This is a genomic window from Pirellulales bacterium, from assembly GCA_019636335.1.
Taxonomy (GTDB): Bacteria; Planctomycetota; Planctomycetia; order Pirellulales; family JAEUIK01; genus JAHBXR01.
This window is the reverse complement of the sequence record JAHBXR010000023.1, coordinates 60,430-84,615: the sequence shown is the minus strand read 5'-3', so window position 1 is coordinate 84,615 and position 24,186 is coordinate 60,430. Positions and strand designations below refer to the sequence as shown.

Genomic DNA, 24,186 nt, shown 5'->3' with positions numbered 1-24,186 from the left:
CGATTACCGCTCCTCTGCCGGGGCGGGCGGTTCGGTGGCGCGCTCGTTCGTTGCCGCGGGTTCAACGGCCACCGCGGACGAGGCCGCGGTGGTCTCCGTCTCGGCTTCGACCTTCTGGCCCGGCCGCACGCGCTGTAACCCCTTGACGATGACTTGCTCGCCAGGTTCGAGCCCCGCGGTGATGATCCGCAGATCGCCGCGCTGGGCCCCCAGTTCGACGTTGCGCCGCGTGGCGATGCCCTCCTGGCCGACCACGTACACGTACTTGATGTCTTGATCGGTGGCGAGCGCCCGCTCGGGAATCAGCATGGCCTGGTAACGCTCGCTCGCCGGCACGCGCACGCGAACATAGAGCCCGCTGACGAGCGAGCGATCTTCGTTTGGAAACACGCCGCGTACGCGGGCCGTGCCCGTGCTGGTGTTGACCTCGCTATCGGCGAAATCGAGTTCCCCCTGGTGCGGAAAGTCCGTTTCGTCGGCCAGTTGCACGTAGCAGGGCACGCCCAGTTCTCTCAGGCTGCCGGGGGCCGTTTCTTTCGTGCTTTTCCGCTCGCGCATGTAGCGCAGGAGCGAGCGCTCGTCGACGTCGAAGTAGACGTACATCGGCTGCTCGCTAACGATCTTGGTAAGCAGCGTGCCGGCGCCGATTCCTCCGGTGAGTAGCGTTCCCTTGGTTTCGTAAGCTCGATCGATGCGGCCGCTGATGGGAGCGTGAACCTCGGTGTACTTCAAATCGATGGACGTTTTATTGGCGTCGGCCTTGGCGGCGGCTAGCGCGGCTTCCGCCTCGCGCACCGTGGCGACGTATTCCTCGAACTCTTCCTGGCTGATGGCTCCCTTGGGTAGCAGCACCTTGCGCCGTTCGAGCTGCGCCTGCGCCAATTCGAGCTTCGATTCCCAGACGGCGATCTTCGACAGCGATTGCTCGTGGATGGCCTGGTATTCGTCGGGCTCGATCGTGAAGAGAAGCTGGCCTTCCTGCACCATGTCGCCATCCTTGAAAAACGTATCTTTCAAGTAGCCGAAGACGCGGGCTCGAATTTCGACGGCGGCGGAGGCTTCGGTGCGACCCGTGTACTCGTCGTAGTCGATGGTCTCATGCTCGATGACCGGCGCCACCGTGACCTTGGGCACTTGCACCGGGGAAACGACTTCGGCCGCCGTTTCGCAGCCCGCGACCAGTGGCAAGACAACGGCAATCAGCCCGAGCGCAGCGACGCTCCCAGCGGGGCCGATCGCGGGTCGACGTCGAATCATGATAGCGCACTCCGGCGGAAAGGGGGGCCGTTGGGGCAAGTGAGTGTCATCTCTTCTCGGATGGTCCTCAGTAAACTTCGCGGACGAACTTGCGTTTCGCGATCGAGGCCACGTCGTCGTACTGCCCCTTGCTCGAGCGTTTGGGCAAACCGACCTTTTCACGCGGCACGGGCTTGTAGGGGATCTCGCGGATCAGGTGCGTGATGCAGTTCAACCGGGCGCGTCGTTTGTCGTCTGAACGGAGAATGTACCACGGCGCGTGTGCGGTGTCGGTGGCGGCGAGCATTTCGTCCCGGGCCCTCGAATACTGATACCACTTGCTTCGCGAGGGGAGATCCATCGGGCTCAGCTTCCACTGGCGCAAAGGATCGTCGATGCGGGCCTCGAAGCGGCGCTTCTGCTCCTCGTCGCTCACCTCGAGCCAGATCTTGATCAGCCGGATCCCGCTTTCGACGACGTACTGCTCGATTTCCGGACATTTCGCCAGAAAGCCCGCGTGCTGTTCGGGCGTGCAGAAGCCCATCACGTGCTCCACGCCGGCGCGGTTGTACCAACTGCGATCGAAGATGACGATCTCGCCCGCGGCCGGAAAGTGGGCCATGTAACGCTGCATGTACATCTGCGTCTTTTCGCGGTCCGACGGTGCCGGCAAGGCGACGGCGCGGAAGACGCGTGGGCTGACGCGTTCGGTGATGGCGCGAATGGTCCCCCCTTTGCCCGCAGCGTCGCGCCCCTCGAAGACCACGATGATGCGCTGCCCCGTGTGCTTGACCCACTCTTGCAGCTTGCACAATTCGGCTTGTAGCTTGCGGAGCTCTTTCTCGTACTTCTTCCTCTTCAACTTCGTCGTGGGTTCGCTCATGGATGCGGTCGTGCGAAAGGACCGACTCTTACGAGGGGAGGACGTTGACCGGTAACCGGTGAAACAACCGCGTTACGACTTGTTCTGCGCGTCGAACTCGGCCGCTGTCGACTCGCTGACGAAATACAGCGTCTTGCCGCCGCGCTCGCGCGTGGCCCCCGCCGCGAACTTGGGAAAGCTGACGTGCGCGACGGGATCTTCGACCATCAAATCCTTGAGGTAGTACTGGTTGGAGTGCAGCGCGAGATAAGTCTTGACGAAGCCCACGATGCGATCGTCGAACCACTGCGCGACCTGGTCGGGATCGACCTGATCCAAGGGATAAGAGATCTCGGCATGACGCTCGAACTCCATCAGGATCGGCAGGATGTCGAGATCGTAGGTCAGCACCAGCTCGGTCACGTCGGTATTGCCCGAGGCGGTGAAGCCCAGCTTGATCGAGGCGACAGGAGATTTCACCTCGAAGGTCGCCTGACGACGTCCGCGGTTTACCGCCGGCTGCACTTGCAGGCGATCGCCGAATTCCTTGGCCAACGCCTCGAGACGCGGACGCCAGACGTCGGTCAACTGGCCAAACAGTTGTTCGAGCTGCTCCTCGCGCTTCTCACGCGCCTGGTGCAGATCGGTTTGCTGTTGCTGGAATTGCTTGATGCTTGCTTCGCTGGCTGAAAACTCGTCGCGGATGCGCTGCACCAGACGGTCGACTCCGGCCATGATGAACTCCTTTCGGGCTGCTCAGTGTTCGAGCAGCGGACCCTCGCCCCGCGCGGCGACCGTCGGCAACACGACGGTCGAGCATTCACGCGAGTCTCAACGTTATCTTGTCGTGTGCCGCGTTGCGGTTCAATAAGCCCTGCACGAGAAGCATCGAATAGGTGCTATCCGTCAGCCTAGGGACTGGCTGTCGAGTTCGGTTCGAGGCGATAACCGCGAATCGCCGGCGTGCTGTCGGCGCCCCAACGTGTCTTGCCGGGATAGGCCTTGCTGTCGCTCTCCATGCCGGCCGCGATATCGATCGTTTGGCCAAGTTGCACGGTGGGCTTTCCCTGGGGATCCTTCAGGAAGCCGGCCAAGGAAGAAACGACCTCCACCTCGCGCCCGTCGGGCGAGATCGCCAGCAGGATCGAGTCGCTCGTACCGAGCTTGAGATCTTCGGTAATCTCGGTCTTGCCAGCGCGGAACGTATATTCTGCCTTATAGTTCGGGCGTTCGTTGCCCTGCTCGTCCAGCCGGCCGTAGATGCTCTTGCCGAGCGTCACCTGCTGCTTGAGCACGTTCTCGTTGCCGCCGATACCGCAGAAGCCGTAAAAGGTCTTGCGGAACTTGTTGTCGACGAACTCGAACTGCACCTCGCAATCGTCGCCGATGTCGACGCCGTAGTAGCAGTCGTCGTCGCGGGTGGGCAGGAAGCCGGTCTCGGGATTCTGGTCGACGTCCATATAGGCATAGAAGTACGCCCGCCCGCCGTGGGGGTGCGTGCGACCGACCTGCCCCGCCACGCGGGCATAGAGATAGAGGTGCTCGTCGTCGTGGGCCACTTTGAACTCCAGCAGGTCGACGTCGGGCACGTACTCGAGATAGGGCACAACGTCTCCACGCTGGTCGTCGATGCCGGCCACGTTGCGCCAGTCGTCGAAGTTGCCGTCGATCTCGATCTTCGGACGGCGGAGTGCGATCGAGCGATCGGCCTGCCCCGCCTTGAAAACCAGGTTGGGTCCGCCGGCATTGATGGCCGCGGTGAACTTGCCCGCGACAGAAAGCGTGGCGCTCGGTTGGGCGGTTGCGTCGCGCTCGCCCCCCGGACGGTAGGCCGTTTCGGGCAGATAGGTGCCCGATGCGTTGTCGTACGACTCCAACTGCAGATCGTCGCGCCGAAAGGCCTGGGGCAGCGTGGCCGTGGCCAGCGGAATCGACTTACCAGCGTGCTCGAAGTTCAGTGTCACCACCGGCGCCGCGCTGCGGTCGTCGCTTTCGGCGGGCTCGTACGCGATCGAGTATTCGCCCGCGATGGGACGTCCGTTGCCGTCTCGCAGGTCGAGAGGCAGGAAATCGAGCGTTTCGCGGATCGCCGGACCGCCCCCTTCGAGCGTGTAGTACAGTGCGTTTTCTTCCGCATCGTACTCGAGGGCCGAGACGTCTTGCGGCCAACTCGGCAGCAGGTTCTTGTTCTGCAGGTAGGAGTCGTTCGGCAGGAACCGGCCTTGCGCGTCGATCGTACCAATGGTCACTTCGCGCTGCGTGGTAAAGGCACGCACCGTGCGTTCTTTGCCGTCGCTTGTAATGCGGGCCTCGCGGAGATAGCGGCGGCCTGCCTGGGCGTGGTTTTCGGCCATCGTCGTGACGCACAAATCGGTGGCCAGGGGACGCGCGCCGGCCCGGACGTGTACCGAGGTGGTAGGGGAAGCGGGATCGCCGAGCCAGACCAGGTCGTGGTTGTCAAAGGTCAGCTCGAAAACCACGCTGCGCGCGATCGAAGACGCCAAGGGGCGCACCGGATCAGCCGCCGATGTCTCACCGAGTCGGGCGATGCTCATGCCGAGGAACAAGAGGGCCAGGACTGCAAACTTCCGCATGAGGCTCATCCGCCAAATACTCCTATCGTGAGTGACTGCCGACGGCTTCCCGTCGGGCCAGTATATCTGCCCTTCGCCGGCGTGCCGAGCCTGGCGATGGCGGCCACCATCGCTACGGCCTGCGAGCCTTTTGCACCAACGATCGTCGTGCCTGGGTCTCCTCGACTGCCGGCGGGCCGCATTTCGACGAGGTACTCCCTGGACCTTCGACGACGGCGGCGATCTCGGCAGCTACAATACCAGCGTGTTCGTCGTCAAGCTGCACTGGCCGCGGCGCGACCGTCGGATGGAATCGTTCCTTCAGTAATCGCGAATCACGAAGCTTGGGAGTAGACCGTGCAGGTACGTTGTCGTTGGTGGTGCGTCGTCGTGATGATGGGAATGCTGGCATCTCGGGCGGTCGAAGCGCGCGAACGCTGGACGGTCGAGGAGGCGCGCGCGTGGCAGCAGCGGACCGGCTGGCTGGTCGGCTGCAACTACATTCCACGCTCGGCCATCAATCAGCTCGAGATGTGGCAAGCTGAATCCTTCGATCCCAGGACGATCGAGCAGGAGCTGGGCTGGGCGCAGGAGTTGGGTTTCAACTCCGTGCGAGTCTTTCTGCACGATCAACTCTGGCAGCAGGACGCCGAGGGGTTCTGCCAGCGTCTCGATCAGTTCCTCGAGATCGCCGCGCGGCACAAGATCGGCGTGATGTTCGTACTGTTCGACGGCGTGTGGGATCCGCACCCGAAACTCGGTACCCAGCCAGCCCCGCGCCCTCATCTGCACAACTCGGGCTGGGTCCAGAGTCCCGGCGCCGAGATCCTTGCCGACGAGAAACGTCTCGAGGCGCTCGAGCCGTATGTCGTGGGGGTGATCGGCCGCTATCGCGACGATCCACGCGTGCAGGTGTGGGATCTCTTCAACGAGGCCGATAATCCCAACACGAACAGCTACGGCAAGGTCGAGCTGGCCAACAAGGAGCAGGCGGCCCTGGGGCTTCTGCGCAAGGCGTTCGAGTGGGCGCGCGGTGCCAATCCCGCGGCCCCTCTCACCACGGGCCTGTGGTGGCACGACTGGTCGAGTGACGAACGGATGAGCGAGATCGATCGCTGCATGACGAGCGAATCGGACGTGATTTCGTTCCACACCTACGACTCGCTGCCACAGGTCAAGGAACGTGTCGCCAGTCTGCAGCGGTTCGACCGTCCGCTGCTATGCACCGAGTTCATGGCCCGCGGCAACAACAGCTACTTCGATCCGATCCTGGCCTATTTCAAAGAGCAGGGCATCGGCGCTTATTGTTGGGGCTTCGTGGCCGGCAAGTCGCAGACGATCTATCCCTGGGATTCCTGGAACCGCCAGTACACGGCCGAGCCCGAGCTCTGGTTCCACGATATTTTCCGAGGCGACGGATCGGCCTATCGCCCGGACGAGGTGCAGTACATCCGCCGCCTTACCGGCGTGCGGGGCCAGTAAGGTTGCACTCGTCGGCCCGCGCCGTCACGCGTCGATTTATTGGTTCTTCTGAGAGTACCGCCGCCTATGCCACTCGTCTCCGGTTTGCTCGACTTCGGGTTGAGCGTCGTTTGCGTCGTTCTGGCCATCGGCAGTACCCGCGCGCGGAACGATTTCTTCTTCGCGGGCATGCTGTGGATCGCGGCGGCGGCGCTCGTCGGCGCATTCAACCTGGGTGGTTTCACGCAAGTGGCGCCGGCGCATGGTTGGCTTTCGGACGTGGCCGGTGGGCCGGGCATGCTGTCACTCGCCATCGGTGTGTTGGCCGCGCTCTACGGTCCCTGGCCCTGGTCGCGCTGGGGGGCGGTCGTGTTGTCGGTGGTGGGGGTGGCGGCCATCGAACTACTGCGCGACTCGCCCCTGCTCGACACGTTCACGACCCTGCTGGGCGTGTCGCTGTTGGTGGCGTTGCTGTTGCTGGCCTGGTATGCCCGGCGCGAACGCCAACCGCGAGCGATGGCGGCGGCGCTAGTCGCCGTGGGGTTGTTCTTGGGCGTGGCATTTGGCCTGCACCTGTTGCCCTGGAGCCCCGACGGCGCGTTGCGACGCGTCGACGCCGTCCATGTTCTTCTGGCGGCAAGCTATCTGCTGGTCTGGTCGAGCACGCGGAGGATGAGTCGCACCTGATTTGCCGTGTGCTCCTCACTCCGTCAAACGACTTGCTGCGGTTCCAATGGGGTGATGCGCCTGAATCGAGGGGAGTAGCCAGATGGCCAAAGCGAAGTCTACCCAACCCGCCACGGTGTTGCAGCGCAAGATCGGCAAGCTCGTTTGGACGGCCATCGCCGCGCAACTCGACGAGCAAGGCTACGCCGTCGTAGGCCCCCTCTTGTCGGTCCGACAATGTGTCGAGTTGCGACGAGCATTTGCGCAGGACGCCCCCTTTCGCAAGCATGTGGTCATGGAGCAACACGGCTACGGACGTGGCGCGTACAAGTACTTTGCCTATCCCTTGCCCGAGTTGGTCGCCGAACTGCGCGCGGCGTTCTATCCGCCGCTGGCCGAGTTGGCCAATCGTTGGAACAGGACGCTGGGCCTCGAGTCGGCTTATCCCGACGCACACGACGAGTACCTGGCCCGTTGCCATGCCGCTGGCCAGCAGCGTCCCACACCGCTCGTCTTGCGTTACGAAGCGGGAGATTTCAACTGCCTGCATCAGGATGTCTACGGCGACGAGGTCTTTCCGCTGCAGGTGGCGATTCTGCTCTCCGAGCCCGAACGGGATTTCGCCGGTGGCGAGTTCGTGCTCACCGAGCAACGGCCGCGCATGCAGTCGCGCGTCGAAGTGGTGCCGTTGCGAGCAGGGCAGGGGGTGATCTTTCCCGTCCGCGAGCGCCCCGTGCAAGGCACGCGCGGCCACTACCGCGTGAACATGCGCCACGGCGTCAGCCGCCTGCGCGCGGGGGAGCGCTACACGCTGGGCATCATTTTTCACGACGCCAGGTGAACCTTCGCACGCGGTCTTTCTGGCCGGCCGGGGGGCTTAACGCCAACTCCGCCAGAACTGCATCCGCTGCCACACCGAGGGACGCTGCGCCTCGAGCTCGAGGCCGGTGGTCGTCGGCGGATGAGTCTCGCACGTCGGCGCGGTCGTGGGCGCCATAGGCTCGGCCGCGACGGTCGTCGCCATGGCGCTATGGTCCGTCGGCGCCGGCGGTGTCGTTGCTGTGTTGGTGGGAACTTCCGGCTCGGTGGGAGTGGCCGGCGCGGACTCGGTTTCTGATTCGACGGCGGCGTTCTCACTGGCCCAGGGATCGAGAGCGACATGATCTCCAGCGAGCGCGGCACGTTCCTCATCGGTCGTGCGTCGCGGCCACCAGCCTCGCATCCGTGAAACCATGCCCCCCGTCCAGGCCGCGACTCGCGAACCAGCCGCGCGGGCTCGCCCCGTCATGCCATCGGCGCTGGCCGGCTCTTCCATGTCGTCTGCGTAATCCGCGGAATCGTGTGCCCCTTCGAGCGGCAAGGCCTGCGCCGTGCCGTCGGCGTAACCGGTCGACACGCCGTTGAACGTCGCCGTCGAGGCGGGCGCCACCTGCTGGCTGGCCGTGGCCGCGGCGGTCGCACTCGCCGGCACCGTCTGCGACGTCACCGTCGCCGAGGGGCCAGCAGAGGGATTCGCTGCCGCGCCATAGCCATAGTAGGGACGATAGATGGAAGCCGCCTGCGATTGTTGCGTCGGAAATACGCTGGCCGGCGTCGCCATGCCCACGGTGGTCTCGGGCAAGGGAGGTTCGCCAGCCGCCATCGTTTCCGTGCTGGCGATTGGCGCGGCGGGTTCTGTCGTCGCGTTCGATTCAGGGTTGGGCTCCGTGACCGTATCGGCGGCCACCTGCGTCGGTCCGTCGATCGACACCTGCGGGGCGTGAATCTCCGTGCCGGGGGGGAGATAGTTGCCACCATCCGATTCCGTCATGCACGATTTACAGACGCCATCCGCTTCGGCCGGCGCAGGCGTGGCCGTGGGAACCATCTGTTGAAAAAGCGGATTGCTCTCCACCGTGGCAACGGGAGCTGTTGGAGTGGCCGCGGGCGCGCTAGCTGCCGCCGTGCTCGCAACGCTCGGCGTGGCTGCTGCGGTTATTGTGGTCGACTCGGTCTGCGCCTGATAGCGACGGTAGCGTGCGTAGCGATCTTCAGGTTGCTCCGGTGCCGCCCCGGCCGGCGATGCCTGCTGGGCGACTTCCTCCGTCGTGCTCGACGCCCCTTCGGGCACGGCCGGCGAATTGCTCGCCGTTGCCGTGTCGACGGCTTTCGATTGGGCCACGTGTTGCGATCGATGTCGTTCGAAGATCTCGACGAGCGCCTGTTCGTTGACGGCACGGAGTTGTCCCTTCAGATCCGCGACCACCTCGTCGTTGTCGAGCGCGATACGTGGCGACGACCATTTGCCCCCCAGCACAAACTTTCCACGCAGGGGGTTCAAGCGGCGCAAGGCCTCGTTCCAGGCAACCGGCGAAACACCGGCGAGCGGCTCATCGGTGGTGAACCGTGCCTCGAGGCCGCGTGCTTCGGCGCGAACGAAAAGCTCGAAGCCGTCACGATCGCAGGTGCCCGTGCCCCGCAGGTCGGCCACGCCGGAGGATACCGCCAGGTAACGCCCCACGCCGTCGGGATGGCAGACGCGGACGAGCGGCAAATCGTAGATCTCGAGTGCCAGATCATGTCGAGGAGAGTCGTCGAGCAATTGCAGCGTGGCACGCATCTCGGCGGCCAACTCAGGGGCGACGAGGGTCAGTTCCGTGGCACGAGCGCCGTGTCCGGGATCGCTGCTCAAGTGCTTGATCGTGAGCAAGGACTTGGGTCCGAAACCCCATCGCCGCGCGAGGCCTTCGACGGTCAGTTCGCGCGCGTGGAAGCAAGCCCGCCCGCGGATCGGCGCGAACTGAGTGGCGCTCGACTTGCCCGTCATTTCGAGTTCATGCAGGCTTTCTACGCCGCAAACCACCCGGCGCACCAGTTGGAGACGCTCGGCCAGCGAATTCCAGTCGCGTGTCAGCGAACTGAGGGGGAGTTCCGAAGTACGTGCATCGTTGGAAACCTCGACCGCCGACGGAGTCAGCAGTACCGGCTCTTCGAGACCGCGAATGACCGTGTGTACCGTGCGGTTGCCGCGCAACTGAGCCAGCTCGGCCCGCGGCACGTTCTCGCGAATCGTGCTGAGCTTCAAGGTCTCGAATTCGAGTCGGCCACGCGCCAACAGCCCGATGCTGAGCGAGCCTTCGACGCGACCGACGCGCCAACGATCGTGATCGAGCGCGGCGGGATCGGCCAGACGCAGGTCGTCGATGACCAGGCGACCGGTGGAAAGATCGAGCGATAGCTCGCCCGTGGTTACCTCGGCGCCATTGAGCACGGACAGTCGCTCGACGAACGCACGCCGCATCGAAAGGGGCACGAGCCAGGTAGCCACCAGCGTGATCAGGCACAAGCACAGGGCTGCCACCGGCACGCCCCAAGGACGCAGCCAGCGTGCTTCGCACGCCAACTCGTCGGGGCTCTGCACGAGAAAACGTCGCAACTGAGTACACAGTCGTACTTCGAAGGACGGGCGAGTCGGGGGGCCTTCTGGGGCCTCTTGGGGCGCGCCGCACGGCATGCTCAACGCGCAGTAAACGCGCCAGGCCGCGATCCCGCCGAGGAAGCTGCCGAGGAGCAGGCCACCGAAGGTCGTGTAGCGATGCCAATCGAGCAGCACCGGCAGCAGGCTTTCGTCCCAATGACGCAGCACGTCCGCACACCAGGTATCGTCGAGCAGCAGCTTCCCCAAACCGCCGGTGAAGGGCCGTAGCGGCCAACTCAGCATCCAGGCTGTGCCCCAAGCGAAGATAAAGGTGCGCGTGTGGGCATTGAATAACACCACCGCCAGCAAGATGCACAACAAGGTCAAGCTGGGACCGGTGACAAAGCCCGCCAGCAGGCCTAGTCCGACGGCCAGCGCCATCGCCCGGGCATCGTGTCCACCGCCGAGAGCCGACGAAGTGGTTGGCGAAGAATGCATGCGAGAACTCGCTTTCGTCGTTGCGACGACAGGTCACGTTTCTTGCTGAAGAACTCGGACGACGGGCAAGAGACGGTGGTCGCGGAACGGCTACAGATGGGAAGTGGGGTGCGCCCTGACGATCCCCCCGATCGTGTCGATGGCGCAATCCCTAAGGGTCCTATCGATGCTATCGGCGTGGATTTGCCACGCCTTGAGCGTGAGCAGCGAGGCTGTCGAGAGAAGTGGTCCGCAGTATAAGTTGTTTTTCCAGAATGGTTTGTGGTGTATTTCCGGAGACGATGACCGCCCGTCGAGGCCGAAATGTTGGGCTATCCTCCCAAGTTGCGGATAGGTAGCGGGGTCCTCATACACCGTTGACAGGTGAGTGCGACCTGTTAAAACCCAAGCTTCGTGAGATTGAGACTCAATTACATGTCCCGCAGTAGCTGCCGCCAGACGGGAAACAGCACAGGAGTTTCGCATGCTGCTCGCCCTCTCTGGCGCTCGATCTGGGCGTCGCTCCCCTCGTTACGTTTGCTCGGCTTCTGTTTTGTCCCGTTCGGCATCCTCGCATGAAGCCACGCCACGTCGCCCGGGTTTCACGCTGGTCGAACTCCTCGTCGTGATCGCGATCATCGGTATCCTGATCGCCTTGCTCCTGCCGGCTGTTCAAGCAGCGCGTGGAGCGGCCCGTCGAGCTCAATGCATCAACAAGCTCAAGCAGATCGGCTTGTCGGTACACAACTATCAAGAATCGCAGGGCTCATTTCCCCCCACGACGTGCATCGCGCGTTCGGCGAGCGGCGGTGCGGCGCTCGGCGACGGCTGGTCCGTTCAGCCCCGGCTGCTGCCCTACATGGAAGGCAGCACGCTGTTCGATCAGATCGACTTTTCCAAGCCGTATGGCTCGGCCACGATGCCCGACGGCACCTTCATCCGCACGCTACGGCTCGACGCTTTCATTTGTCCCGACGAAGCGAACGACGTGCAACGTATCAACACGACCACGAATGCCCCGGAACATTACCCGCTGAATTACGTGGTAAATTCTGGTGTCTGGTTCGTGTGGGATCCCCACTCGAATCGCGGTGGTGACGGGGCCTTTGCACCGAACAGCAAATATCGCCCTTCGGACTTCCTCGATGGCATGTCGAACACGATGTGTGCCAGCGAGGCCAAGGCCTACACGCCGTACTACCGCAACGCCGGCAAGGCCAACCCCGATCCCACCCTGCCGACGAGCCCTGCCGACATCCAGACCTTGGGCGGAGACGCCAAGATGGGATCCGAGTTGATGAGCAACACAGGGCACACCGAAGGGGTCGACGGCCGCGTACACCAATGCGGTTTCACGACCGTCTTTACCCCCAACTACCAGGTTTGGGTCACCCAGGAGGACGCTGGCTACGACGTCGACTGGTCCAACCAGCAAGAAGGCAAGGATCTGACGAAGAAAACCTTCGCCGCGGTGACGGCCCGCAGCTATCACTCCGGTATCGTCAACGTTGTCATGATGGATGGCTCGGTCCACTCGGTCAACGATTCGGTCGAGTTGAGCGTCTGGCGAGCACTGTCGACTCGGGCAGGCAAGGAAGTCGTCAACATGGAAAAGGTGGTGAAGTGACGCTGGCAGGGCCAATAGCCTGCTCGCTACCCTCTTCTTTACCCACGCTTGGTAAAACTTACCAGGAACTCCGAGAAAGCAGCTTCCTGGGCGCCGGCTGAAGCTCCGCTTCGAAATGCTCCAATTCGCGCAGGGAAAAAGACTTGCGCGAATTGGAGCCTGCGGCGTTGAGCCTCTGTGGCCGCATTTGGCACGCGCCGTGCAATACAGGCGATCGCGTCGAATGGACGGAAACCGATGAGCCTCGTCAGGAGGAGTCTTCCATGGACCGGCACCACAAGTTTCTCTGGATGCGTGACATTCTCGAGCACATCGAGTCGTGCTACGACGAATGGCGGCATACCGAAGGCGAAGGGGAGCGTCGGCTGGCGGACATGATCCAGCGCGACCTCGACCAGTGCCGTCGTCTCTGCGAGTCGCTTCGTGGCGAAGCTCAAGAACGCCCGTATTGCTGCCAACCGGTAGGTGTCTAAGCGCCCACCGTTGCGGATAGACTTGCCCGGACGAGCCCAGGGAAGTGACCCGCTTCCCGCGGCGCCGTCTGAGGTGAGTGCCTTACGTTCCCCCCTTTTCTCCTACCTGACGCCTCGCCTCCGTACCTACCTATGAAGAAGGCCGGCCCGAGATCCCGCCCTCGGCCGGCCTTCATGCTTGCGCGGACGGAATTCGAGGCCGTGCGGCCCCAAGACATCGTCAGACGCGGCAGGTACACTGCACGCACTCGTCTTGGGAAATATCCGCCGGGTTCGTATGTCGAACATCGTTCTCCCCGCCGCGCGCGACGCCGCCCAGGAGTTCCTGCTCGCGCGGGTCAATTACGAAAACTTCACCACGGTGCCCTACCGCGAACGCGAGTTCTGGCTCGATCGGATGCGCGCGCTGCTCGACCGACTGGGCAATCCAGACCGCGGCTTGCCGATCATTCACGTGGCTGGCACGAAGGGCAAGGGTTCGACGTCGGCCATGATCGCCGCCATGCTCTCGGCCGCCGGACGTCGCGTGGGCGTCTTCTCGTCGCCCCACCTGGCGCGTATCGAAGAACGCATGGCACTGGCCGAGGGTCCCTGTTCGGCCGAGCAGTTCGTCGAGTTGGTCGAACAGGTGCGCCCCGCCGTCGAGGCCATGGACGTCGACGAAAGCGACCCCGCCCGGCGACTGACCTACTTCGAGATCACCACGGCGATGGCGCTCGTCTTCTTTGCCCGCCAGGAGGTCGATTGGGCCGTGCTGGAGGTGGGGCTCGGCGGCCGGCTCGATTCGACCAACGTCGTCGAGCCGCGCGTCGCCGTGATCACCAGCATCAGCTACGACCACATGCGCCAGTTGGGGCCGACTCTCAGCTCGATCGCTCGCGAAAAGGCCGGCATCATCAAGCCGGGCGTGCCCGTGGTAAGCGGCGTGCTGGGCGAAGAACCACAGCCGGTCATTGCCGAAGTCTGCGGCGAGCGCGGCTGCGAACTTTGGCAACTGGGGCGCGATTTTTCCTGCGAATACCACCCGGCACGTCGCCTCGATGCGACCGCCGCGCACAGCACGCTCGATTGGTCGCTGCACGCGGGAAACCGTCACCGTGTGCTGCACGAGCTTGTCCTCGGCATGCCTGGCCGGCATCAGGCGGCCAATGCGGCCGTGGCGCTGGCCACGCTGGCCCTTTTGGAGACGGAGCAGCATCGCCTCGCCGAGTTTGCGCTGCGGCAAGGGCTCGAAGCGGCCATCTGTCCGGCGCGGGTCGAGATTCTATCGCGACGGCCGACGATCGTGCTCGACGCGGCCCACAATGGGGCTTCGGTCGCCGCGCTGCTGCAGACGCTCGACGAGAGCTTCTCCGCACAGCGGCGCAAGCTGGTGTTCGCCACGTCGCGCGATAAGGACGTCGCCGCGATGCTGGCCCTGCTGCTCCCCGCCTTCGACGAAGTGGTCTTCACTCGCTATACGACGAATCCGCGCAGCCTGCCCCCCGAGGAATTGCTGGGCATGGCGGCCGAGGTTTCGCAAACGCCGTGTCGCACGCTGCCCGACATCGCCACCGCGTGGGACGAAGTGCGCCGCACGGCACAGCCCGGCGACCTCGTTTGCCTGACGGGCTCCTTCTTTGCCGCGGCCGAGTGGCGCGACATCGTCCTGGCGCATCCGCTGGCCCAGCACGCCGCGCGCGAAACCGCTTGATCCGAGACGCGCGCCGCGGTGCAATAGGCGGCTGGCCCGTTTGAACTCTCCACGCCTCGCGCCAAGATCGCGCGGAATCGTATCAGGATTTTGCACCATGACCTGGAGTCGACTTGTTCTCATTGCCGCGGCCCTGTTGGCGAGTCTCGCCGTGGGAACCCTGGCCACGACGGCCCAGCAGCCCGCGGCGACCGACGATGCGACGATCGCGGCGCTCGATGCCCGCGCCGGTCGATTCCTCGAGGCCGTTTCGATCGGCGATACCGAACGCGCCTATCTCGATTTGCTGGCTGGCGGCCGGTTGGCGCAGCAAAAGGATGCGGTCGCGGCGCTCGTCGAAAAGACCGGCCAATTGCGTACGCAGTATGGCAAATATCAGAGCTTCGAACGGGTCGGGGCCGAGCGGATCGGCCAGGACCTGGTGCTGCTGACGTACCTTTACAAGTCGGCCGACTTTCCCGTCGTCTGGAAGTTTGCCTTCTACCACGGTTCCGCCAGCGCCGCCGACAGTCTGCCGAAGGCCGACGCCTGGCGCGTCATCAGCGTGCGATTCGATACCGATTTCGACTCCCTCGCGCATGATGTGGCCGCGACGTCTTCACGCTGAGCAGAAATCGGCGCCGGACACGGTGCCTGCCGCGATCGAGTGAACGTGCGCGAAGCGATAAGACCGCGTTCGCGGCGATTGGTCTACCGGCTTGCGACGCGCTCCTGGGCGGCCTTGGTGTGTCGTTCGGTGAGCGCCACGAAGACATCTTCCAGCGATGGCTGCACTTCCCCCGTGCGAAACACCCGCACGCCTTCCGCTTCGAGCGCTGCCACGAGCGACTCGAGCCGCGCTGCCGCTTCGATCTGCAGATGGAGCGACTGGCCAAAGATCGTCGCCCGGCGCACCCCCGGCATGTATCGCAATAGCACGTAGGCGCGCGTGCTCTGATCGCATTCGATCTCGACCCAGTGCGTCCCCGGCTCGTGTACCACCTCCGATTGCTTGAGGACGGCGGGGCTATCGCAGGTGATGAGCTTCGACAGATAGAGGTAGCCCACGTTGCTGCAACGCTCGGCCTCGTCCATGTAGTGTGTGGTGACCAGGAACATCGTGCCCTGTCCCGAGAACTCGAAGAGCAGGTCCCACAGTTGGCGCCGCGCGACGGGATCGATGCCCGCCGTCGGCTCGTCGAGAAAGACCATCGGCGGCTTGTGCAGCAGCGCGCACGCTAGGGCCAGCCGTTGCTGCCAGCCGCCGCTCAGGTTGCCCGCCAATCGATCGAGGTAGTCGCCGATGCCCACCATCTCGACCACCTCGTCGCGCCGGGCGGCAAGCTGCTTGCCCCGCAGACCGTAGATCTGCCCGTAGAACAGAATGTTCTCGGTGACCGTCAAATCGCGATAGAGGCTGAATTTCTGCGACATGTAGCCGATGCGCCGCTTCACCGCATCGGGTTCGGCGACCACGTTGACGCCGTCCAGTCCAGCCTCGCCCGAAGTGGGCGTCAGCAGACCGCACAGCATGCGGATGATTGTGCTCTTGCCCGATCCATTGGGGCCCAGCAGGCCGAAGATGGAGCCCCGCGGCACCTCGAACGAAACGCGGTCCACAGCCGTGAACGTGCCGAACGTCTTCGTCAGATCGCGGCACCACAGAATCGGCGATTCGCGTTCTCTCTGCGGTGCCGTCATGGCGTCGCGGCCGGAATTGCGGATGGCGCAGGCGTCGGTTCTTCCACTGTCGCAGGGGCAGCAGCCTCGCTCGAGGGTACCGCGCTTGCCGGGGCAGAGCTCTCCGCGGCCGGCTGGGCAGATGGCGGCGTTTCCGGAGCAGGTTTCGCCGGCGCTGCCGTAACACCCCCGTCCTCCGGCACGAGCACCGTAGCCGCCATGCCGGGGCGCAACACGCCCGCGGGATCCTCGACCCGCACCTTGACGCCGAAGACCTGGTCCTCTCGCTGGTCGAAGGTCTGCACGTTGCGGGGCGTATATTCCGCCACGCGATTCACCCGCAGCACGCGCCCTTTGAACAGCTCGTTGGGCCGCGAATCGACCTCGACCGTCACTTCCTGGCCAGGGTGTACGAAGGTGATCTTCGTCGTCGGCACGAAGCAGCGCACCCACAGTTCATCGCTGCGCACGAGCGTGGCCAGCGGCGCGCCTCCCGCGACGAGGTCCCCCGGCTGTAGGTCGGACGATTCGACGGTCGCATCGACGGGCGCCTTGACGACCCCTTCGTCGAGTTGATCCTCGAGCATCACGACGTGGGCTTGCGCCTCTTCGAGCGCGCGCCGCGCGATGATGATGTCCTCAGCGCGGGTCCCTTCCTCGAGCATGGCCACCTGTTCGCCCAAGGCCCGTTCGTCGTTCTGCGCCACCTGCACGAGGGTTTCGAGTTCGTCGAGCTCTGCCTTCGTGGTGAAGCGTTCGCCCCGTTCGAGTGCCCGCTTGTGATCGTTCGTGGCGCGTTTCAGCCGCGCCCCCGCCGCGGCGTATTGCTCGCGCGCCTGGGCGATCTCTTGCGGGCGCGGGCCAGCCACCGCTTTTTCCAATTCAGCCTGCAAGCGGCCGACGCGCGAACGGGCCTCGTCGAGCTGCGCCCGCATGCCGACCGTCTCGAACCGCACGAGCACGTCCCCCGCCTGCACCTCGTCCCCCTCTTCGACGAACACCTCTTCAATGCGTCCACCAACGCGCGAGCCGACTTCGATCTTCTCGGCCTCGACATACCCGCCAAAGCGCAGCTCCTGCTTCGCCTGGCAGCCGGCGAGCAAAGTGACCGAGAGCGCCAGGCACGTTAGGGGCCACAAGGCAACGCGACGCGCGAACGCGGAATTAAGTGCCACCATTGAAAGTCTCCAAATCAAGGCATGGAGACTAGCTTACCAAATATCAAGCGCCGACTACTAGAAATCAGCTTGTAGGTCAGGTACCCCGTACCTGACGATCGTTCGACGTGGCAACTCGATTGATTGTCAGGTACGGAGTGCCTGACCTACTTTCTAGATCAGATGAAGAACTCGAGAGAACCCCATGAGCACCGTATCAGTGCTAACGCGACCTTGCCATTTATGGCGTCTGGAGCATCGCGGATTGTGCGCCTTGAAGCTATGGTATTGAAGGAAGTGCATTTCGACGCGGCCGACGCGAGAAGCAACGGTGGTGCGGTGCTGCGTAGACTCAAACTTTTCGCCCCGCGTCTGCGATATCCAACGTCACATGAGGCAATCTGAAAAGGACAGCAAGGAGTTAGGCTTGCCATCTGCCGTTTCACAACCAGTCGTAGACCAACTCACGCGGGCCGCAATCTTTCTCGTCGCCACGATCAACCCTCGTAAGGAAAGCGATGCCGCGGTACGCGCCTTGTGCGGCGACCTGGCCGCGCTGCTGCGTGCCGTCGGTTTCCGCGACCTCGAAGGGCGGCTTTCATGCGTCATGGCGTTTGGCTCCGACGCATGGGATCGGCTCTTCGGCGCACCGCGACCAAAAGACTTGCATCCTTTCCGCGAAGTCCACGGCATGCATCAAGCGGTTTCAACGCCGGGCGACATTCTCTTTCATATCCGTTCCATCCGAATGGATCTGTGCTTCGAACTGGCGACACAGATCATGTCACGGCTGGACGGCGCGGTTTCCATAGTCGACGAAGTGCATGGCTTCAACTACTTCGATGACCGCGATCTCGTCGGCTTCGTCGATGGAACGGAGAATCCAACGGGCCAAGCGGCGGTAAACGCCACGATCATCGGCGAAGAAGATGCCGCCTTCGCGGGCGGTAGTTATGTGGTCGTACAAAAGTATCTGCACGACTTGAAGGGGTGGAACGCACTGCCCATCAAAGAACAAGAGAGAATCATCGGGCGATACAAATTGTCGGATATCGAAATGGACGACAGCGTCAAGCCGACCTGTGCCCATAACGCCTTGACGACGATCATTGAGAACGGCGAACAGCTTGAAATCGTCCGCGACAACATGCCGTTCGGTGATGTGGGCAAGGGCGAGTTCGGCACCTATTTCATCGGCTACGCTCGGTCCCCCCACCGGATCGAGCAGATGCTCCAGAATATGTTCGTCGGTCGACCTCCGGGAAACTATGATCGGCTGCTCGACTTCAGCCGTGCAATTACCGGCACGTTGTTTTTCGTGCCTTCGGCAACCTTCCTCGACAAGGTAACGCCGGAGATAATTTCTCTAGCGACTAGTACTGACGTCGCTGTGAAGCCGAAGGCGGCGGACAGGCCACCAGCGCGCTCGGCCTCAACAGACGGGTCGCTCGGCATCGGTTCTCTGAAGAAAGAAGGCAAAACAAGTGAATAATCTCCATCGGGAGCTTGCTCCGATTTCCGACAAAGCCTGGGCTCAGATCGAGGACGAGGCGTCCCGCACGCTCAAGCGTCATCTGGCGGCGCGACGGGTCGTTGACGTTCCAGATCCTCAAGGTCTTGAACTGTCGGCGGTCGGCACTGGGCATCTTCACCAGATTCAAGCCCCCGGCGACGGGGTTCAGGCCGCCCGCCGCGACGCGCAAACGCTGATCGAACTATGCGTTCCGTTCGAACTTGCGCGGCAGGAAATTGACGACGTGGAGCGCGGCGCGACCGATTCCGACTGGTCGCCGGTGAAGGAAGCCGCGCGAAAAATCGCCTTCGCCGAAGATCGCGCTGTCTTCAACGGATATGCCGCGGGTGGCATCCAGGGCATTTGTGCAGAAAGTAGCAACTCTGGCGCTGTGCTTCCGTCGAATGCGAAGGCTTATCCAGGGGCGATTGTGGAGGCGGTCAGCCAACTGCGACTTGCCGGCGTCAACGGACCGTATGCGCTGGTGCTCGGCGCCGATGCGTATACCGCTGCGAGCGGAGAAAGCGACGAAGGCTACCCGGTATTTCACCATATCGAGCGGATCGTGGACGGCGGCATCATCTGGGCCCCCGCCATTGAAGGCGGGTTCGTGCTCACGACTCGGGGCGGCGATTTCTCTTTGGACATTGGTCAGGATATTTCAATTGGCTACGCGAGCCATTCCAGCACGGTGGTCGAACTGTACTTTCTGGAGACGTTCACCTTTCGGGTGCTGACAACCGAGGCTTCGGTCGTGCTCACTTCCGGAGGAAAAAAATAACGACCGTGCGGCGCCGCCCTGAACAGGAAAGCGATAGCCGTCGAGGGACGCTCCATCGGACCTAGCGTTTGGACGGACCATGAAAACAGATCTTGAGGAGTCGAGACGATGACAAAGAGGTTCAAGATCGGCGACCACGTCCACTGGAATTCCGAGGCAGGCCGCGTGTCGGGGACGATTATCGCCGTTCATACTTCCGACTTTAACTACAAGGGTTACGTCCATCACGCCTCGGAAGACGATCCCCAATACGAGATCAAAAGCGACAAGACCGACCATATCGCGGCCCATAAGGGGAACGCCCTCGACTATGCGTGACGAAGGCGACGTATGCAGCTTCCCTTGTTTACCGTCGGCCATTCGAATCGCAGTCTCGAAGACTTTCTTGAACTGCTGCGCGGGCCCCATGTTGATTGCGTCGTCGACGTCAGAAAGTTCCCGAGGTCGAGGTCCAATCCGCAATTCAACCTCGATGCACTTCCCGAATCCCTGGCTGCCGTGGGCATCACCTACGAACATGCGGAGGAGCTCGGCGGCCGTCGCGGGAAGGGCAAACACCTGTCACCGGACATCAACGGTTTCTGGACGCACGAGAGTTTCCATAACTATGCCGACTACGCGCTCACGGCAGAGTTCCAAGCAGCATTCCAGCGCCTGCTGAACGAAGGACGCACACGGCGCTGCGCGATCATGTGTTCGGAAGCCGTGTGGTGGCGATGCCATCGGCGCATCATCGCCGATTATCTGATCGCCTCCGGAGAATCCGTTTTCCATATCATGGGTCAGGGCCGACTGGAGCCTGCCCGCCTGACTCCAGGAGCGATCGTTCATCCCGATGGAACGATCGTCTATCCTGCTGATCCGTGACGATCGATCTCCTTAATCGCGTCGTTCGCCTATCGTTGCTGCCTCACGGCAAGCTCTTGCCGTCCCCCAGCTTGTGCAAATTCGCGGCTGCAACGGCCCCGGCGATTGAGTCATATTGCCCGTCAAGGAACGGTCGAGTATACGTTGGCCTGAAACCTCTTGCGTCAATTCAGGGATCGCTCAACGTGAACCTTTCCGAGATTACCGCTCTGGCAGCCGCCGTCAGTGCCTGCGCCGTTCCGATTTCGCTGACCTTGCTGGCACGTCAGCTTCGTCAGGCCTGACGGACAAAGCCCATGAAGCGCTCCCGCAATGCAGAATTGAGCAGTGAACCGGCTATGACGCAAGTTATTGCGCCTCGCAGAAGCGATCTTGCAGCGATTGCACGGTCATTTCTTCCTCGCGCAGGGCGGCCATCGCGCGGACGGCTACTTCCGCCGCCTGCATCGTGGTGATGCAGGGCACGCCGTACATCACGGCGGCCGCGCGGATGCGGCCTTCGTCCGTGCGGGCTCCTTTGCCGCTGGGCGTGTTGATGATGAGCTGGATCTCGCCGTCGATCAGGTGATCGAGCAGGTTGGGATGCCCCTCTTGCAGCTTCTTCACGCGGCGGACCTTGATGTTCGCCTCTTCCAGCAGCCGCGCCGTCCCCGAGGTGGCCATCAGGTTGAAGCCCAGATAATCGAGCTTCGAGGCCAGCCCCACCACGCCCGACTTGTTGCGCGCGGCGACGCTAATGAAGATGTTTCCCTTTTCGGGCAGCACGACGCCGGCGGCGAGCTGGCTTTTGGCGAAGGCGATCGAGAACTTGTCGCTCGTGCCCATCACCTCGCCGGTCGACTTCATCTCGGGCCCCAGCACGATGTCGGTGCCGGCGAACTTGACGAAGGGGAAGACGCTTTCCTTGACCGACGAGTGAGCCGGGATCGGCATGCTTTCGAGTCCCTGTTCCTCGAGCGTGATGCCGGCCATCACCTTGGCGGCCGCCTTGGCCACCGGCAGGCCGATGGCCTTCGATACGAAGGGCACCGTGCGGCTGGCGCGCGGATTCACTTCCAGCACGTAGACGACGGGCAGCCCTTCTTCGCGCTTGATAGCGAACTGGATGTTCATCAGCCCCTTGACCTGCATGTGCAGCGCGAGTTTGCGGGTCGCTTCGCGAATCTCGTCGATGATCTGCATCGGCAGGCTGTAGGGGGGCAGGGCACAGGCCGAGTCGCCCGAGTGAACGCCCGCCTCCTCGATGTGCTCCATGATGCCGGCCACGATCACCCGCTGGCCGTCCGAGATGGCGTCGACATCAACTTCGATCGCGTCTTCCAGGAAGCGGTCGATCAGCACCGGCTGGCCCTGGGCCACGACAAACGCCTCGGCCACGAAACGCTCGAACTGCGCCATGTCGTAGCAGATTTCCATCGCCCGGCCACCGAGCACGAAGCTGGGACGCACGAGTGACGGAAAGCCGATCTTCTCGGCCTGGGCGCGGGCCTCGGCCATCGTGCGGGCAATGCCGTTGGCCGGCTGCTTCAAATCGAGCCGTTGGAGCAGGCGGGCAAACTTCTCGCGGTCTTCGGCGTCTTCGATCGTGTCGACGCTCGTGCCGATGATCGGCACGCCCGCCGTCGACAGCGCCCGAGCCAGATTCAGCGGCGTCTGTCCGCCGAACTGCACGATCACGCCGTCGGGCTGCACGCGGTCGCAAATGTTGAGCACGTCTTCGGTCGTCAGCGGTTCGAAGAAGAGTAGGTCGCTCGTGTCGTAGTCGGTGCTGACCGTTTCGGGGTTCGAGTTGACCATGATCGATTCGATGCCCAGCTCGCGCAGCGCGAAGCTCGCGTGACAGCAGCAGTAATCGAACTCGATGCCCTGTCCGATGCGATTGGGGCCGCCCCCCAGAATCACGATGCGGCGAACGCCCGCTTGCTTGGCGGGGGTCTCGTCCTCGATTTCGTAGGTTGAGTAGAAGTACGGCGTATAGGCTTCGAATTCCGCCGCACAGGTATCGACCGATTTGAAGGTCGCCACGATGCCGCGGCGCTTGCGCTCGGCGCGGACATCCATTTCCGTGGAGTTCCAGATCGTCGCCAACTGCCGATCGGCGAAGCCCGACTGCTTGGCGCGTCGCAACAGGCCGGTGTCGACCTGCTCGAGCGCCGGCACGGCGCGCAGCTCGCGTTCGATCTCGACCAGCTCTTGCAGGTTATCGAGGAACCACGGGTCGATGCCCGTAATATCGTGAATCTCCTCGATCGTCATCTCCGACAGCAGGGCGTAGCGCAGATACCAGACCCGTTCCGAGTTGCCGTAGGCGAGCTTGGCCCGAATCTCGTCCTTGGCGGGTTGCTGCGGCGTCCCCCAGCGATCCTTGGCGTCGCAGCCGAAGCCGAAGCTGCCGACTTCGAGTCCGCGAAGCGCTTTCTGGAACGACTCCTTGAACGTCCGCCCGATCGCCATCGTCTCGCCGACGCTTTTCATCTGCGTGGTCAGCGTGGCGTCGGCCTCGGGGAACTTCTCGAAGGCGAAACGCGGAATCTTCGTCACCACGTAATCGATGGTCGGCTCGAAGCAGGCCATCGTCTCGCGGGTAATGTCATTCGGCAGCTCGTGCAGGCGATAGCCCACGGCCAGCTTGGCGGCGATCTTGGCGATGGGGAACCCGGTGGCCTTCGAGGCGAGGGCGCTCGAACGACTTACGCGGGGGTTCATCTCGATGACGATCATCCGCCCCGAGCGGGGATCGATGGCGAACTGGATGTTCGAGCCCCCCGTCTCGACACCGATCTCGCGAATCACCGCGAGCGAGGCGTCGCGCATCCGCTGGTATTCCTTGTCGGTCAGGGTTTGCGCCGGCGCGACCGTGATCGAGTCGCCGGTGTGAATGCCCATCGGGTCGAAGTTCTCGATCGAGCAGATGATGACGACGTTGTCGTCGACGTCGCGCATCACCTCCATCTCGTATTCTTTCCAGCCGAGGATCGACTCTTCGATCAGCACCTCGCTGATGGGGGACGCGGCCAGCCCGCGGCTGACGAGCATTTCGAACTCGTCGCGGTTGTAGGCGATGCTCGAACCGCTCCCCCCCATCGTGAAGCTGGGACGCACGACCGCGGGCAGCCCGGTCATCTGCACGACGCGGCGCGCTTCTTCCAGCGTCTGGACCGTCTCGCCGCGGCAGACCTCGAGGCCGATCTTCTCCATCGCCACTTTGAACTGGGCCCGCTCTTCGGCCTTGGCGATCACATCGGGGCGCGCGCCGATCATCTCGACGCCGTACTTCTCGAGTACCCCGTGCCGGGCCAGGTCCATCGCCAGGTTCAAGCCCGTCTGCCCCCCCAGCGTGGGCAGCACCGCGTCGGGACGCTCGATCTCGATCACCTTGGCGACTATCTCCCAGGTCAAGGGCTCGATGTAGGTGCGGTCGGCGGTCTCGGGATCGGTCATGATCGTGGCCGGATTCGAGTTCACCAGCACCACCTCGTATCCCTCCTCACGCAAAGCCTTGCAGGCCTGCGTGCCCGAATAATCGAACTCGCACGCCTGGCCAATCACGATGGGCCCGGAGCCGATGATGAGGATCTTATGCAGGTCGTCGCGGCGCGGCACGGAGACTTCCCTTCTCGACGGAATGAGCTGGCGCAAGGCGAGCCCGGTGGCGGTCAGTAAAATTCACCGAGATTAGCATTTGTGCGATGTCCCACACAAGGACCGAACCGCTTCGCGCCGCAAGGTCGTGTCTTGCGATTC

Annotated in this window: 19 protein-coding genes; 11 read left to right on the top strand and 8 right to left on the bottom strand. The window is 63.2% G+C overall.

Annotated elements, in window-relative coordinates:
* Window positions 1-3 precede the first annotated feature (3 nt).
* From KF708_19870 to KF708_19855, 4 genes are all read right to left on the bottom strand, one after another.
* Window positions 4-1,257, bottom strand: coding sequence for an efflux RND transporter periplasmic adaptor subunit (locus tag KF708_19870; protein ID MBX3414953.1), 1,254 nt, complete (start codon window positions 1,255-1,257; stop codon window positions 4-6).
* A 67-nt stretch (window positions 1,258-1,324) separates the two neighbouring features.
* The gene (ppk2, locus tag KF708_19865) at window positions 1,325-2,119 is read right to left on the bottom strand and encodes a polyphosphate kinase 2 (GenBank protein ID MBX3414952.1); all 795 of its coding nucleotides are present in this window, start codon (window positions 2,117-2,119) and stop codon (window positions 1,325-1,327) included.
* A 72-nt stretch (window positions 2,120-2,191) separates the two neighbouring features.
* On the bottom strand, window positions 2,192-2,833 hold the full coding sequence (locus KF708_19860; protein MBX3414951.1) for a hypothetical protein: 642 nt from the start codon (window positions 2,831-2,833) through the stop codon (window positions 2,192-2,194).
* Window positions 2,834-3,009: 176 nt separating this feature from the next.
* On the bottom strand, window positions 3,010-4,692 hold the full coding sequence (locus KF708_19855; GenBank protein ID MBX3414950.1) for a hypothetical protein: 1,683 nt from the start codon (window positions 4,690-4,692) through the stop codon (window positions 3,010-3,012).
* Between the two features lie 336 nt (window positions 4,693-5,028).
* On the opposite strand from KF708_19855, the gene KF708_19850 reads away from it, so the two are divergent.
* The 3 genes from KF708_19850 to KF708_19840 all read left to right on the top strand — a co-directional run bounded on the left by KF708_19850 (window position 5,029) and on the right by KF708_19840 (window position 7,639).
* Window positions 5,029-6,153 carry an endo-1,4-beta-xylanase gene (locus tag KF708_19850; GenBank protein ID MBX3414949.1) on the top strand — a complete coding sequence of 375 codons (1,125 nt, stop codon included), beginning with the start codon at window positions 5,029-5,031 and terminating at the stop codon, window positions 6,151-6,153.
* 66 nt (window positions 6,154-6,219) lie between these two features.
* Window positions 6,220-6,819, top strand: a complete 600-nt coding sequence (locus tag KF708_19845; GenBank protein ID MBX3414948.1) for a hypothetical protein — start codon at window positions 6,220-6,222, stop codon at window positions 6,817-6,819.
* An 82-nt stretch (window positions 6,820-6,901) separates the two neighbouring features.
* Window positions 6,902-7,639 (top strand): 2OG-Fe(II) oxygenase, encoded by a 738-nt coding sequence (locus KF708_19840; protein ID MBX3414947.1) that lies wholly within the window; start codon window positions 6,902-6,904, stop codon window positions 7,637-7,639.
* Window positions 7,640-7,675: 36 nt separating this feature from the next.
* Here the strand turns inward: KF708_19840 and KF708_19835 are convergent, their stop codons facing one another.
* On the bottom strand, window positions 7,676-10,693 hold the full coding sequence (locus KF708_19835) for a hypothetical protein (GenBank protein ID MBX3414946.1): 3,018 nt from the start codon (window positions 10,691-10,693) through the stop codon (window positions 7,676-7,678).
* Window positions 10,694-11,156: 463 nt separating this feature from the next.
* Here KF708_19835 and KF708_19830 point away from each other — a divergent pair, with 463 nt between their 5' ends.
* From KF708_19830 to KF708_19815, 4 genes are all read left to right on the top strand, one after another.
* Complete coding sequence (locus KF708_19830; GenBank protein MBX3414945.1) at window positions 11,157-12,299, top strand: DUF1559 domain-containing protein; 1,143 nt, start codon at window positions 11,157-11,159, stop codon at window positions 12,297-12,299.
* Between the two features lie 263 nt (window positions 12,300-12,562).
* Window positions 12,563-12,772 carry a hypothetical protein gene (locus KF708_19825; GenBank protein ID MBX3414944.1) on the top strand — a complete coding sequence of 70 codons (210 nt, stop codon included), beginning with the start codon at window positions 12,563-12,565 and terminating at the stop codon, window positions 12,770-12,772.
* A gap of 277 nt (window positions 12,773-13,049) precedes the next feature.
* Window positions 13,050-14,465, top strand: a complete 1,416-nt coding sequence (locus KF708_19820) for a bifunctional folylpolyglutamate synthase/dihydrofolate synthase (protein MBX3414943.1) — start codon at window positions 13,050-13,052, stop codon at window positions 14,463-14,465.
* 97 nt (window positions 14,466-14,562) lie between these two features.
* Window positions 14,563-15,072, top strand: a complete 510-nt coding sequence (locus tag KF708_19815) for a hypothetical protein (GenBank protein ID MBX3414942.1) — start codon at window positions 14,563-14,565, stop codon at window positions 15,070-15,072.
* Window positions 15,073-15,155: 83 nt separating this feature from the next.
* Here the strand turns inward: KF708_19815 and KF708_19810 are convergent, their stop codons facing one another.
* Both KF708_19810 and KF708_19805 read right to left on the bottom strand, forming a co-directional pair.
* A complete protein-coding gene (locus KF708_19810; GenBank protein MBX3414941.1) occupies window positions 15,156-16,145 on the bottom strand; it encodes an ABC transporter ATP-binding protein in 990 nt (329 codons plus the stop codon).
* Window positions 16,142-17,263, bottom strand: a complete 1,122-nt coding sequence (locus KF708_19805; protein ID MBX3414940.1) for an HlyD family efflux transporter periplasmic adaptor subunit — start codon at window positions 17,261-17,263, stop codon at window positions 16,142-16,144. Before KF708_19805 ends, KF708_19810 begins: the two co-directional genes overlap by 4 nt.
* A gap of 445 nt (window positions 17,264-17,708) precedes the next feature.
* Here KF708_19805 and KF708_19800 point away from each other — a divergent pair, with 445 nt between their 5' ends.
* From KF708_19800 to KF708_19785, 4 genes are all read left to right on the top strand, one after another.
* Complete coding sequence (locus KF708_19800; protein MBX3414939.1) at window positions 17,709-18,773, top strand: Dyp-type peroxidase; 1,065 nt, start codon at window positions 17,709-17,711, stop codon at window positions 18,771-18,773.
* A complete protein-coding gene (locus tag KF708_19795; GenBank protein ID MBX3414938.1) occupies window positions 18,766-19,575 on the top strand; it encodes a bacteriocin family protein in 810 nt (269 codons plus the stop codon). Before KF708_19800 ends, KF708_19795 begins: the two co-directional genes overlap by 8 nt.
* 108 nt (window positions 19,576-19,683) lie before the next feature.
* The gene (locus KF708_19790; protein ID MBX3414937.1) at window positions 19,684-19,893 is read left to right on the top strand and encodes a DUF2945 domain-containing protein; all 210 of its coding nucleotides are present in this window, start codon (window positions 19,684-19,686) and stop codon (window positions 19,891-19,893) included.
* 12 nt (window positions 19,894-19,905) lie between these two features.
* Complete coding sequence (locus tag KF708_19785; protein ID MBX3414936.1) at window positions 19,906-20,442, top strand: DUF488 domain-containing protein; 537 nt, start codon at window positions 19,906-19,908, stop codon at window positions 20,440-20,442.
* A 348-nt stretch (window positions 20,443-20,790) separates the two neighbouring features.
* Here KF708_19785 and carB read toward each other — a convergent pair whose 3' ends face one another.
* The gene (carB, locus tag KF708_19780; GenBank protein MBX3414935.1) at window positions 20,791-24,045 is read right to left on the bottom strand and encodes a carbamoyl-phosphate synthase large subunit; all 3,255 of its coding nucleotides are present in this window, start codon (window positions 24,043-24,045) and stop codon (window positions 20,791-20,793) included.
* Window positions 24,046-24,186: the final 141 nt, after the last annotated feature.